Source organism: Streptomyces sp. NPDC059668, assembly GCF_042734135.1.
Lineage (GTDB): Bacteria > Actinomycetota > Actinomycetes > Streptomycetales > Streptomycetaceae > Streptomyces.
On the sequence record NZ_JBHWEL010000013.1, the window covers coordinates 85960 to 98911 of the forward strand.

The window sequence follows — 12952 nt, forward strand, 5'->3', positions numbered from 1 at the left end:
TATATCAACATTTCTCTGGTGGGCGGTCGCTTATTTTTTTTAAACCCCCCCCCCCCCCCCCCCCCCCCCCGCCGGGGGGGGGGCCCCCCCCCCCCCGCCGCCCCGCGCCCGTCACGCCCGGCGCACCTCGTAGAGGAAGCAGCCGTACTCGACGGCCCTTACGTGGACCAGTTCCACCGCCGGATCGGCGAACGCCGCCTCGAAGGCGACCTCGAGAGCGGACCACTCCGGGACCTCCACCAGCCGGCCCCCGAGGATGCGGCCCCCGGCGGAGTAGCGCCGCACGGTGCGGTGGGCGCCCTCGAACGGCCGGACGTCCGCGGCCGGACCCGCGCACTCCCGCGCATGGACGAAGACCGGGCCCTGCTCGTCGTACGCCCCCGGATCGACGCCGGCCGCGGCGGCCCAGCGGCGCAGCGGGGCGTACGAGACCAGGGCGATCAGCTCCCCCGGCTCAGCACGGCGCAGACAGCAGCGGAGCGGAGCGCCGCCCTCCTCCTCCGTGAAGGGAACCATCGGGCGCCCGGCGTCGTCAGCTGTGCGGAGATCCTTCAGGACCTCCGCTTCGATGGGGCGTGCGATGTAGGTCGTCATGCGCTCCAGACTCGCGCCCGAAAGCCCCGGTCACCGGCGGGATACGGACATCGCGTTCCGTGCCGGTCCCGTGGAAGGATGGCGCAACCGTCACATAACGAGGAGATGACCGCGTGCCTGGCACAAACCTGACCCGCGAAGAGGCGCAGCAGCGCGCGAAGCTGCTCACCGTTGACTCGTACGAGATCGATCTCGACCTCTCGGGCGCGCAGGAGGGCGGCACCTACCGGTCCGTGACCACAGTGCGCTTCGACGTCGCGGAGAGCGGCGCGGAGTCCTTCATCGACCTGGTGGCCCCGGCCGTTCACGAGGTGGTCCTGAACGGGGACGCCCTCGCCCCCGCCGAAGTCTTCGAGGACTCGCGGATCACGCTGCCGGGCCTGCTGGAGGGACGCAACGTCCTGCGGGTCGTCGCGGACTGCGCGTACACCAACACCGGTGAGGGGCTGCACCGGTTCGTCGACCCGGTCGACCAGCAGGCCTACCTGTACACCCAGTTCGAGGTCCCGGACGCCCGGCGCGTCTTCGCGTCCTTCGAGCAGCCCGACCTGAAGGCCACCTTCCGGTTCACCGTGAAGGCGCCCTCCGGCTGGACCGTCATTTCCAACTCGCCGTCGCCCGAGCCCAAGGACGACACCTGGGCCTTCGAGCCGACGCCGCGGATCTCCACGTACATCACCGCGCTGATCGTCGGCCCGTACCACTCCGTGCACAGCGTGTACGAGAAGGACGGACAGAGCGTGCCGCTCGGCATCTACTGTCGTCCCTCGCTCGCCGAGTTCCTGGACTCGGACGCGATCTTCGAGGTCACCCGGCAGGGCTTCGACTGGTTCCAGGAGAAGTTCGACTTCGCGTACCCCTTCAAGAAGTACGACCAGCTCTTCGTGCCGGAGTTCAACGCGGGCGCGATGGAGAACGCGGGCGCGGTGACGATCCGGGACCAGTACGTGTTCCGGTCGAAGGTCACCGACGCCGCGTACGAGGTGCGCGCCGAGACGATCCTGCACGAGCTGGCCCACATGTGGTTCGGCGACCTCGTGACCATGGAGTGGTGGAACGACCTGTGGCTGAACGAGTCGTTCGCCACCTACACCTCCATCGCCTGCCAGGCGTACGCCGAGGGCAGCCGCTGGCCGCACTCCTGGACCACCTTCGCCAACTCCATGAAGACGTGGGCCTACCGGCAGGACCAGCTGCCCTCCACCCACCCGATCATGGCGGAGATCCGCGACCTGGACGACGTGCTCGTCAACTTCGACGGGATCACGTACGCGAAGGGAGCGAGCGTGCTGAAGCAGCTCGTCGCGTACGTCGGCATGGACGAGTTCTTCCGGGGCGTGCAGGCGTACTTCAAGCGGCACGCGTACGGCAACACGCGCCTGTCCGACCTGCTGGGCGCGCTGGAGGAGACCTCCGGGCGCGACCTGAAGAACTGGTCGGAGAAGTGGCTGCGGACCGCGGGCATCAACGTCCTGCGCCCGGAGGTCGAGACGGACGCGGACGGGGTCATCACCTCCTTCGCGATCCGCCAGGAGGCCCCGGCGCTGCCGGCGGGCGCCAAGGGCGAGCCGACGCTCCGCCCCCACCGCATCGCGATCGGCCTGTACAACCTCGACGACGCGAGCGGCAAGCTGGTGCGCGACGAGCGGATCGAGCTCGACGTCGACGGTGAGCTGACCGCCGTGCCCGAGCTGACCGGCACCCGCCGTCCGGCCGTCTTCCTGCTCAACGACGACGACCTGTCGTACGCCAAGGTCCGTCTCGACGAGGACTCGCTGGCGTTCGTGACGGAACACCTCGGCGACTTCGAGTCCTCGCTGCCGCGCGCGCTGTGCTGGGCCTCCGCCTGGGACATGACCCGCGACGGGGAGCTCGCCACCCGCGACTACCTGTCCCTGGTGCTGTCCGGCATCGGCAAGGAGTCCGACATCGGTGTCGTGCAGTCGCTCCAGCGGCAGCTCAAGCTGGCGATCGAGATGTACGCCGACCCGGCCACCCGCGAGACGCTGCTGACCCGCTGGACCGAGGCGACCCTCGCGCACCTGCGCGCGGCCGAGGCCGGCGGCGACCACCAGCTCGCCTGGGCGCGCGCGTTCGCGGCGACCGCGAGGACCCCGGAGCAGCTGGACCTCCTGGAGGGGCTGCTGGAGGACCGGGAGACCGTCGAGGGTCTCGCCGTCGACACCGAGCTGCGCTGGGCGTTCGTCCAGCGCCTCGCGGCGGTCGGGCGCTACGACGAGGCCGAGATCGCGGCCGAGTACGAGCGGGACCGCACGGCGGCCGGTGAGCGGCACGCGGCCACCGCGCGGGCGGGCCGTCCCACCGCGGAGGCGAAGGAGGAGGCCTGGGTCTCGGTCATCGAGTCCGACAAGCTTCCGAACGCCGTGCAGGAGGCGGTGATCGGCGGCTTCGTCCAGACCGACCAGCGCGAGCTGCTCGCTCCGTACGCGGACCGGTTCTTCGCCGTGGTGAAGGACATCTGGGACTCCCGTTCGCACGAGATCGCCCAGCAGATCGCGGTCGGCCTGTACCCGTCGATCCAGGTCTCCGAGGAGACCCTCGCCAAGACGGACGCGTGGCTGGCCGACGCCGAGTCCAACGCGGCCCTGCGGCGTCTGGTCTCGGAGTCCCGTGCCGGGATCGAGCGCGCGCTGAAGGCCCAGGCGGCGGACGCGGCGGCCTCGTAGCCGGTCGTACGGCGTACGCGGGTACGGACAGGGGGCGCCCGGCGTTGTGCCGGGCGCCTCTTCCGTCCGGGGGCGTCCTCACGTCAGGGCGCGGGCGAGCAGGAGCATGGTGCGGGCCTGGAGCGCGGTCTGGTCGGCGAGGGGGACCCAGCGGGCGCCGAACGTCCTCTCCAGCTCGCGCGCCCACCCGTCCACGAGCGTGTCCAGTGCCGGTGCGCCGCCCAGGGCCCGGCTCATCATGGCCGCCGCGCGCAGCGGGATGCGGCGGGCGGCGATACCGAGCGAGACGGAATTGCCCACGGTGGTGGCCAGTTCGGCGGCGCTCCAGGTGTCCACGACGCCGGAGCCGATGTCCATGAGTTCGCGGGCCGCGGTGAAGTGCGCAAGACCGTCCGGTGTCTCGGGCGGACGCGGGTCCAACTCGTCGACCACCGACGCCAGTTGTTTGACCCGGCCGAGCAGGATCTCGCTGACGTCGGCGAGTTCACGGCGTGGCTCCGCCACCGGCCGTGGATCGCCGACACCCGCCACGCTCCAGAGGGGCGCCTCGACCACGGCCGAGACGGTGCCGTGCCGCATCGCGTGCAGCCAGGTGGCCCGCGAGACGAAGCCGGAGGGGTCCCGTTCCTCGGTCGGGCTGCCGTCGGGCAGCACGAGCACGCCCGGTCCCTCGACGAGCCACCCCATGCCGTCGAAAGGGCGGTGTTCCACCGGAACGCCCAGGTCCGCCGCGATCCCGCGATAGGCGGCCGGCACGCCGGGCACCGCGCGGGTCAGCTGAAGGAAGGTTCCTCCTACTTCGACACCGTGCAGCGAGAACTGCACGACCGGACGCAGTTCGTCGAGGAGCCGCAGCAGGGCCTCGGACTCCGGCATCGGCGCGCGCGGGTCCCCCGCGACGGGCGGGAACTCGGGCTGCGCGGCGAAGGCGGGGCGGTAGAAGCCCCGGTAGTAGTCCCCGATGGGGGGCGGTGCGACGGTGTCCGGGACACCGGAGGGGTTCCCGGACATCCAGCCCTCGGCGAGACGCGCGCCGTCGGGATCGAGGCAGAGCAGGAAGTGCCAGGTGCAGTTCAGCCCTCCGGCACCCCTGCCCAGGACACTCGGATCACGGGCGAGCCGCTGGGCGAGCCGGAGTGAAGTGACCCCGCCCACCGGCTCGTTGGCATGCGCGCCGGCGACCGTGAGCAGCTGGCGCGGGCCGTGTCCGGCCGACAGCAGCCACAACGGCCGACCGGCACGCGAGGCCCCGATGTCGCGCAGACGCAAGTCGCCGGGCCGCGCGGCCACCGTCGCACGAGCGCCTCGCAGCAGCTCGTCCAGGGTGGGATACGGGGTTCCCCGCATGCCGGACTCCGGTCAGGTGCCGTTCGCGTTGCTGGCCCCGGTGGTCTCCTTCTTGTCCAGCGGACGGATCACGATCTTGGCAGCCATGTGGTCCCCTCTCCTTCACAACCGACGGTGCGCGCGACAGCGGATCCCGGACCGCGCCGGGCCGTCGAGCCGGTACGACGGGCTGTCAGCCGCCGTTGCCCCCGCTGCTGTCGCCCGTGGTCTCCTTCTTGTCCAACGGACGGATCACGATCTTGGTGGGCATGCCAACTCCTCCCCCTCGCAAGGATGTTGCGCATAGCGGCGCGATCGCCGACCGCGTCTTGTCAAGGCTCGACTCGGGGCACCAGAGTGTCAAGCCATGTACCTGTAACGGGAAGGGGTCCCGGTGACGGTCACGGTCGAGACGCTCCTGCGGCCCCGCATCAAACCCGAGCACCGGGCCTACCGCACGATCGACGGCAACGTCCGTATCGGCAGCGTCGTCCACGGGATCGGCGCCGAGATCGCGGACCCGGAGGGCTGGGTCTGGACCCTGGTCGAGGCGATGGACGGGACACGGGAACCCGCCGAGGTGGCCGAGGCGGTGCTGCGGGCGCATCCCGGACTCCCCGGCCTCACGGACGAGGACACCCGGCAGGCGATGGCGGACCTGCTCGACGCCGGGTTCGTGGAGGACGCGGGAGCACCCGTACCGGTGTCCGTGCGGGAGCGCGTCCGCTACAGCCGGGGCGTGCCGCTGCTGCGCTGGATGGACCTCGGTCCCCGGGCGAACGCGTGGGACGCCCAGCTCCTGCTGGGCAGCGCCCGGGTCCTGCTGATCGGCGTCGGCGGCACGGGGGGCCATGCCGCGCAGAGCCTGGTCGCCTCCGGGGTCGGCCGTCTGCACTGCGTGGACCCGGACGTGGTCGAACTGTCGAACCTCAACCGCCAGCCCCTGTTCCGCGAGTCCGACCTCGGTCGTCCCAAGGTGGAGGCCGCGCTCGGCACGCTGCGGGACCTGAACTCGGACGTGACGGTGACCGGGGAGCGGCGGGAGGTGCGGGGGCAGGAGGATCTGGCGGAGCTGGTGCGGTCCGGGGCGCCCGAGGTCACGCGTCCGCCCGCGGGCCCGCGCGCCGCCGGGCCGTACGACCTGCTCGTTCTCGCCGCCGACCGTCCGGACGACATCCGGCGCTGGGCGAACCGTGTCTGCCTCGCCGCGGGCCTGCCGTGGGTCGATGCCGGATACCGGGGTCCCCTGGTGACCGCCGGGGTGCACGTGCCCGGGCGGGGAGCCTGCTGGGAGTGTCTGCGGGCCGCGGAGGTCGCCCGCCGCGATCTGCGGCTGGCGCCGGGCCAGGACGAGCAGGCCGCCTCCCCGCATCTGCCGTGGAACCCCGCGAGCGCGGTCACCGCCGGCCTCTCCGGCGGTCTGCTCGCCCACGCGGCCCTGGCCCTGCTCACCGGCGTGCCCGCGCTCGAACCGGGTTTCCGCTTCGGGATGAACCTGATGCTGCCGGGGGACCCGCTGCTGGAGCGGTGCCCACGGCGACCCGACTGCCCGGCCTGCGGCGACGACCGGCCCGCCGGAGAACCCGCCGGGTCACCGACCGGGGGCCGGACCGAGGGAGGGGCCGGGGGCCATACCGAGGGACCGGCGGGAAGGCGGGCCGGGGGCCAGACGGAGGAACCGGCCGAGGACCGGACCGAGGAACCGGCCGGAGGACTCGCCGGAGGCCCGATCGAGGAACCGACTGGAGTCGGCGTCGAAGGGCGATCAGGAGAGCGGGACGGAGGGCAGGGGTGACCCGGTCCGCCGGGGAGCGTCACGGGTGCGTCGGCCCCGGCGGCCGGCCACCGGCGGCCCCGGGCCCCACCCCCCACGTACGGTTCCACCGGCTCGACTCCCGCCCCGACGGGGACGAATGGATCGTCGGACGGCTCGCGACCGGCCGGTTCGTCGCGCTGCCCGAGGTCGGCAAGCAGGCGCTGGACCTGCTCGGCCAGGGGCTGGGCGCCGCCGAGGTCGGACGGCGGCTGCGGGAGACGACCGGCGACGACATCGACGTACCCGATTTCGTCGAGGCCCTGGTGGACCTCGGGTTCGTGGCCGAGGTGGACGGACGGCCGACCGGGTCGCCGCCCCCGCCGAAGCCCACGTTCGCCAAGCTCCGTCCCCGGCACGTGCGTTGGGTGCTCAGCCCCGTCGTCCCCGTCCTGGTCGGACTGCTGATCGCAGCCGCCCTCGTCACCTGCCCGCCCGTACCGCTCGGTTACCGCACCCTCCTGTGGAGCCCCCACGGAAGCGCGGTGATCGCGCTCGGCGCGGGCGTCGGCTGGACACTGCTGCTGCTCCACGAGTGCGCGCACCTGGTGACCGCCCGCGCGACCGGTGTGCCCGGCCGGATACGGCTGGGCACACGGCTCCAGTTCCTGGTCATGCAGACGGACATCAGCGGTATCGAACTCGCCCCGCGCCGCCACCGTCTGACCGCCTACCTCGCCGGTGTCGCGACCAACCTGTCCGTCGCCTCGCTCGCCGCCCTCGCGGCGGGTGCCACGGACGGCACGGGCCGCCGGGTCCTCGCCGCCGTCGCACTGCTCGCCCTGCTCCCGCTGCCCTTCCAGCTCATGGTCTTCATGCGTACGGACCTGTACTTCGTGCTCCAGGACCTGACGCGCTGCCGCGATCTCTACGGGGACGGGGTGGCGTTCTCCAGGTACGCGGTCCGGCGCCTGCTGCGGCGCGCGTCCGCCCCGGACCCCAGTCTCGAACTGCCCGTCCACGAACGGCGGGCCGTGCGCGTGTACAGCGCCGTGCTCGTCGTGGGCACCACGCTGTGTCTCGCGTTCCTCGCGACTGTCACCCTGCCCGCGGACGTCACCCTGTTCGCCCGCGCGGTGACCCGGCTCGGCCCCGGCCACTCCGCCGCGCAGCGCCTCGACTCCGCGGCGGTCGTGGTCGTGCTCGGCGGGGTCCACCTGCTGTGGGCGCGCACCTGGTGGCGGGGGCGCAGGCTCAGTGCGGGACCATCCCGCCCGTGACGTTGACGAACGTGCCGGTGATGCCGCCCGCCCGGTCGGAGGCGAGGAAGGCGGCGGTGGCGGCGATCTCGGCGAGGGTGGGGTTGCGCCGGGTCATCCGCATCCCCGCGAGGTTCGCGAGCAGTCCCTGAAGAGCCGCCTCGTCGAGGTCCATACGGCTGTCGACCGCGGCGAGCTTCTCCCGGGTCAGCGTCTCGGGCACCCCGGCCGCCCACAGGCCCACGACCCGCAGCCCGCGCGGACCCAGCTCCGTCGCCAGGTTCCGCACCAGCGTGTCGATCGCCGCGTCGGCAGGTCCCGTGCCGCCCATCATCGGACTGCCGTGCGCGGAGCCGCTGTTGAGCGTGAGCACCACGCCGGAACCCGCCTCGGCCATCCGCCGGGCGGCGGCGCGGGCGGTCGTGAAGGTGGCTCGGATGCCGGTCTCGACGGGCCGTACGAAGTCCTCGACCGGCAGGTCCACCAGCGGCACCCCTTGCACGTCGCCCCGCGTGACCAGGTTGAACGAGATGTCGACGGCGTCCAGCGAGGCGACGTGCGCCTCGACCGCCGCCTCGTCCAGGGCGTCGAGCACCGCGGTCTCGGCGTGCCCGCCCGCCGCCACGATGTCCTTCGCCACCGCGTCCAGCGTCTCGCCCGTACGCCCCACCAGGTGCACGCGGGCGCCCTCCTGCGCGAAGGTGCGCGCGACGGCACCGCCGATGGATCCGCCGGCGCCGTAGATGATCGCGGTCTTGTCGGTGAGCAGCATGGTGATCTCTCCTGGGGTGCGTGACCGTACGAGTGCGTCGTACGGGTCCGTCGAACGTGTCGGTCATGCAGACGTACGCGCCCTCCCGCACTCATCGGTCGGCGGGGAGCCGCAGGGGCAGTCCGAACGCCGGGAAGAGGTGCGGCTCGAAGGAGGTGATCTCCACGATGCGGTCGCCCTCGACGCGCAGGACGTCGAGAACCTGGGCGCGGTACACGGTCGTACCCGGGCGTCGTACGTAACCCCCCGCCGCCGGCTGCCCGTTGGCCCGGGCGGGAAGGTGGCGCCAGTGCCCGAGGAACAGCGGGGACCCGGGGTCGAGACTGATCCCGAGGAACTCGGTGATCGCGGCGCGGCCGACGAACCAGTACGGGTTCGGCGGCATGGTGAGCCTGATGTCCTCGCTGAGCAGGTCGGTGAACGCGGCGAGGTCGAGGCGTTCGGCGGCGGCCATGTAACGCCCGAGCACCTCGCGCTCGCGGGCGTCGGCCCCGGCGGTCCATTCGGTGCGGCGGCGGGGCAGCCGGTCGCGCAGGGTGGGCCGGGCGCGTTGCAGGGCGCTGTTGACCGAGGCCACCGTCATCTCCAGCGCCTGCCCGGTCTCGGCCGCGGAGAGTCCGAGCACGTCGCGCAGGACCAGGACGGCACGCTGGCGGGGCGGCAGATGCTGGATGGCGGCGAGGAAGACGAGCTCCATGGTCTCCCGGGAGACGGCGAGGGCGTCCGGCTGGTCGTCGGCGGAGGGCAGGTCCTCGTCGGGGTACGGCTGGAGCCAGGTGATGCGGGCCGGGGGATCCGCGCTGCCGTGGTTCATCCCGGGCAGTGGCTCGTAGCGCTGGGGACGGCGGGCGGTGCGCCGCTGGAAGTCCAGACAGGTGTTCGTGGCGATCCGGTACAGCCAGGTCCGTACGCTCGCCCGTCCCGCGAAGCCGTCCCGGGCCCGCCAGGCCCGCAGGAACGTCTCCTGCACGAGGTCCTCGGCGTCGTCGTACGAGCCCGCCATGCGGTAGCAGTGCACGCGCAGCTCGCGCCGGTACGGCTCGACGAGCGCGGCGAAGTCGCTCTCCCCGAGGGCGGCGTGCGGACCGGAGTCCTGCGTCACGGAGGTCCGCGTGACGGAATCCTGTGTGCCGGGATCCTGTGTGGCGGGATCCTGTGTGCTGGAATCCCGCGTGCCGGACGGCTGCTCGGCGAAGGCCTGCCCGGCAGGAGTCCGTGTGACGGGAGTCGGCGTGACGGGAGTCGGCGTGACGGGAGTCGGCGTGACGGGAGTCGGCGTGACGGAATCCCGTGTACGGGAGCCCTGGTCCGGTGACGTCCGCGGAGCGGTGGCGTTCGGGTCGGTGGGGTCCTCGGTGGTGGCTTCTTCGGCGGGAGCCGGTGAGCCCGGCGCTTTCGTCACGGCGGCCCGCGTGACGGAATCATCCGTCGCGGTGTCCCGGGCGACCCGGGCGATGCGGCGCAGCCGTCCGACCGAGGACGCCAGGTCGCTCACGCCGGAGTAGAAGACGGACGGCGGCTGCGGAACCAGCGCCTCGACCTGACGTCCGACCTCCTCGATCAGCCCGCGCACGGTGTCGACGGGCCCCGCCTGCCGATCCCGGTACGCCTTCTGCCGGCAGGCGGCGGAGCAGTACACCGAGTTCCGTCCGGCCCGTCCGGACCGCCCGGCCAGCGGCTCGGCACAACTGCGGCACACGGCATCGGTCACGGGAACCTCCGGGGGACACGTCACGCGGGATGGGTGACGCTATCGCCGCGGCCCCGCCTCGCGAGGGCGATCGGCCCGCTACGGCCGACGCCCGCCGGCCGCCGGCCGCCCACGGTGGCCGTCGGCCGTCAGGCGCCCACGGCGGCCGTCACCGCCGCCTCGACCGCCGGCTCGTCGGGTGCCTCGGCGGCCCAGGCCACGTATCCGTCGGGCCGCACGAGCAGCGTCGTCCGCCGGTCACTCGCCCAGCTCTCCACGGCGAGGCGGTCCTCGCGGGCGCCGGCCTCGTACGGCCGGGGGGCCGATCCCGGCGTCACGAGCACGAACCTGCCGCCCCGCAGAGCCTCGTAGAGACGTCCGCCGCCGCGCAGGGCGACATCGGGGACACGGGTGCCGACGAGGGCGTGCGAGCCGCGGGGCGCCCGGTAGGCGTAGCCGATGCCGGTGATCTGGCCTGCCGCCTTCCGGCCGGCCGGGCCGACGCGGTTGAGGACCGTGGTGAGCGCGGCACGCAGCGCCAGCGTCCACGGACGCCTGGCCATCGCGAGCCGGACGATCCCGCCGCTGCTGCGCAGCACCGACCTGCCGACGGGGTGGCGCTCGGCCTGGTAGGTGTCCAGCAGGGCGGGCGCCGCGTGACCGTTGACGACCAGGGCCAGCTTCCAGCCGAGGTTCGCCGCGTCCTGGAGGCCGGTGTTCATGCCCTGACCGCCGGCCGGGGTGTGGACGTGGGCGGCGTCACCGGCGAGGAAGACCCGGCCGACGCGGTACGCGGGCGCCTGGCGCTCGTCACTGTGGAAGCGGGACATCCAGCGGGCGTCGTGCATGCCGTAGTCGCGGCCCAGGGAGAGCCGGGTGATCTCCTTGACCTCGTCGAGTCCGAGCGGCTCGCTGTCGGGGACGTTCCGGCCGCGGTGCCAGCCGATCACGCGGTAGTAGCCGTCGCCGAAGGGCGCGATGAAGGCGAAGGCGTCACCGACCGCGTCGGCGGTGAGCACCGACTCGGGTTCCTCGGCCAGCCGGACGTCCGCGAGGACGACGGACCGGATGACCGACCTGCCGGGGAACGGCAGTCCGACCGCCTCGCGCACCGCGCTGCGCATCCCGTCCGTGCCGACCACGTACGCGCCGCGCAGCTCCCCGGGCTCCCCGTCCGGGTGCCGGACGTCGAGCGTCACGCCGTCCGCGTCCTGGCGCAGGCCGGTCACCTCGGTCTCGTACACGAACCGCACCCCGGCCGCGACCGCCCGCCGCTCCAGCACCCCCTCCACCTCGTACTGCGGGATCACCAGCAGGTGGTTGAAGCGGGAGGGGAGGGTGTCTAGCTCGACGGAGAGCCGGCCGAAGAGCCGGATGCGGTCGAGGGGCCGGCCCTTCGCCTCCAGCTCGTCGGCGAGACCGCGGGCGTCGAGCTGTTCCAGGGTGCGGGCGTGCAGGACGAAGGCGCGGGAGAGGTTGCTGGTCCTGTGCGGGCGCTTCTCGACGAGGGTCACGGGGACGCCGGCGGTGGCGAGGTCGGCGGCCAGCAGAAGGCCGGTGGGGCCGGCGCCGACGATGATCACGGTCCGGGCGGCGGCGTCGGTGCGGGTCTTGCCGGTCATGGCGGCCTCCTGATGCCAACAATCGCAGGCCAACATTCGTTGACCAACCATTCCCGACGGGCGATCCCCCGCCGGGTGCTGCTGAGTGATCGCTGGTCAATGCCTTGTCAACGCTTGTTGGCCAACGCTCGTTGACAAACGTAGAACGGCGACACTGGACTGTCAACACATGTTGGCCTACGGTTGTTGGCATGCCCGTCAAGGAACCCTCGGCCGCCGGCCCCCAGCCCCCGCCGCGCCGCTCCGACACCACCCGCACCGCGATCCTCACCGCCGCCCGCGAGCGCTTCGCCGCCGACGGTTACGAGCGCGCCACCATCCGCGCCATCGCCAAGGACGCCCGTATCGATCCGTCCATGGTCATGCGGTACTACGGCTCGAAGGAGGGACTGTTCGCCGCGGTCCTCGACGTCGATCTGCGGCTGCCGGCGCCGGAGCGGCTGAACCGGCAGGAGGTGGGCCACGCCCTCGTCCAGCACTTCCTGGACCTCTGGGAGGAGAACGAGGTGCTCACCGCGGTACTGAGGGTCGGCGTCACCAATCAGGCCGGCGCCGAACGCCTGCAGGGGATCTTCCGGGATCAGCTGCTGCCGATCTCCCTGCACCTGTGTCCCGACCCGGAGCAGGCACCGGTCCGGGCCGCGCTCACCGCCTCACAGCTGCTTGGCCTCGCCCTCGCCCGCTACGTCCTGCGCTTCCCGCCGGCCGTGGCGCTGCCGCGGGAGGAGATCGTGGCGTGGCTGGCGCCGACGGTGCAGCGGTACCTCACGGCGCCGCACCCCTAGAGACCACGAAGAGACCACGTCCGGGATCCACACCGCGCTCCCGGACCGTGCGCCCGGCACACGGCACCGCCCGGCACCCGGCACCCGGCACCCGGCACCCGGCACCCGGGAGGACGCGACCCCAAAAACACGTCGAGGGAGTCCGCGCACACCCGGGTGGGTGGGCGCGAACTCCCTCGGCGGAGAGACGGAAGGGCGGAAGAGAGCCTGGATCAGCTCCGCTTCGCCGGCTTGGGGGACTTGTCCAGGACCATCACGAGACCCGCGATGATCGCGAACAGCACGATCGGCGCGACGACGTAGAGGCCGACCGTCTCGATCACGCTCAGGCCGGTGCCGGGGTCGTCACCGTCGTCGCGGGTCAGCGCGAGCGCGGGGGACGACATGAGCAGCATCATCAGCGTCGTACCGGAAGCCAGGGCGCCGGCGCGCAGGGCGTTCTTCTTGTCCACGGTGCAAACGTA

General features: G+C 72.6%; 10 protein-coding genes. 4 read left to right on the forward strand and 6 right to left on the reverse strand.

The features are described from left to right. Positions 1-111: 111 nt before the first annotated feature. Positions 112-594, reverse strand: a complete 483-nt coding sequence (locus tag ACFV2J_RS12980; protein ID WP_385438522.1) for a DUF1203 domain-containing protein — start codon at positions 592-594, stop codon at positions 112-114. Positions 595-707: 113 nt separating this feature from the next. On the opposite strand from ACFV2J_RS12980, the gene pepN reads away from it, so the two are divergent. Continuing rightward, on the forward strand, positions 708-3281 hold the full coding sequence (gene pepN / locus ACFV2J_RS12985; protein WP_385083679.1) for an aminopeptidase N: 2574 nt from the start codon (positions 708-710) through the stop codon (positions 3279-3281). Between the two features lie 78 nt (positions 3282-3359). Here the strand turns inward: pepN and ACFV2J_RS12990 are convergent, their stop codons facing one another. Next, a complete protein-coding gene (locus ACFV2J_RS12990; RefSeq protein WP_385083678.1) occupies positions 3360-4628 on the reverse strand; it encodes a M14 family zinc carboxypeptidase in 1269 nt (422 codons plus the stop codon). A gap of 373 nt (positions 4629-5001) precedes the next feature. Here ACFV2J_RS12990 and ACFV2J_RS12995 point away from each other — a divergent pair, with 373 nt between their 5' ends. Both ACFV2J_RS12995 and ACFV2J_RS13000 read left to right on the forward strand, forming a co-directional pair. Beyond that, a complete protein-coding gene (locus tag ACFV2J_RS12995) occupies positions 5002-6402 on the forward strand; it encodes a HesA/MoeB/ThiF family protein (protein ID WP_385083677.1) in 1401 nt (466 codons plus the stop codon). Next, on the forward strand, positions 6399-7640 hold the full coding sequence (locus tag ACFV2J_RS13000; protein ID WP_385438526.1) for a hypothetical protein: 1242 nt from the start codon (positions 6399-6401) through the stop codon (positions 7638-7640). Before ACFV2J_RS12995 ends, ACFV2J_RS13000 begins: the two co-directional genes overlap by 4 nt. Here ACFV2J_RS13000 and ACFV2J_RS13005 read toward each other — a convergent pair. The 3 genes from ACFV2J_RS13005 to ACFV2J_RS13015 form a co-directional block, all read right to left on the reverse strand. Next, on the reverse strand, positions 7615-8391 hold the full coding sequence (locus tag ACFV2J_RS13005) for an SDR family NAD(P)-dependent oxidoreductase (RefSeq protein ID WP_385083675.1): 777 nt from the start codon (positions 8389-8391) through the stop codon (positions 7615-7617). The genes ACFV2J_RS13000 and ACFV2J_RS13005 overlap by 26 nt on opposite strands. Positions 8392-8482: 91 nt before the next feature. Then, positions 8483-9964 (reverse strand): sigma-70 family RNA polymerase sigma factor, encoded by a 1482-nt coding sequence (locus ACFV2J_RS13010; RefSeq protein ID WP_385438574.1) that lies wholly within the window; start codon positions 9962-9964, stop codon positions 8483-8485. Positions 9965-10230: 266 nt separating this feature from the next. Continuing rightward, complete coding sequence (locus tag ACFV2J_RS13015) at positions 10231-11703, reverse strand: FAD-dependent monooxygenase (protein ID WP_385083674.1); 1473 nt, start codon at positions 11701-11703, stop codon at positions 10231-10233. Positions 11704-11894: 191 nt separating this feature from the next. Here ACFV2J_RS13015 and ACFV2J_RS13020 point away from each other — a divergent pair, with 191 nt between their 5' ends. Beyond that, a complete protein-coding gene (locus ACFV2J_RS13020; RefSeq protein ID WP_385083673.1) occupies positions 11895-12488 on the forward strand; it encodes a TetR family transcriptional regulator in 594 nt (197 codons plus the stop codon). A 212-nt stretch (positions 12489-12700) separates the two neighbouring features. Here ACFV2J_RS13020 and ACFV2J_RS13025 read toward each other — a convergent pair whose 3' ends face one another. Then, positions 12701-12940 (reverse strand): hypothetical protein, encoded by a 240-nt coding sequence (locus ACFV2J_RS13025; protein WP_385083672.1) that lies wholly within the window; start codon positions 12938-12940, stop codon positions 12701-12703. Positions 12941-12952 lie beyond the last annotated feature (12 nt).

Coding starts and splice junctions, on each gene's coding strand:
- ACFV2J_RS13005 (WP_385083675.1), bottom strand. CDS start 8,391: ATGCTGCTCACCGACAAGACCGCGATCATCTACGGCGCCGGCGGATCC.
- ACFV2J_RS13020 (WP_385083673.1), top strand. CDS start 11,895: ATGCCCGTCAAGGAACCCTCGGCCGCCGGCCCCCAGCCCCCGCCGCGC.
- ACFV2J_RS12990 (WP_385083678.1), bottom strand. CDS start 4,628: ATGCGGGGAACCCCGTATCCCACCCTGGACGAGCTGCTGCGAGGCGCT.
- ACFV2J_RS12980 (WP_385438522.1), bottom strand. CDS start 594: ATGACGACCTACATCGCACGCCCCATCGAAGCGGAGGTCCTGAAGGAT.
- ACFV2J_RS13015 (WP_385083674.1), bottom strand. CDS start 11,703: ATGACCGGCAAGACCCGCACCGACGCCGCCGCCCGGACCGTGATCATC.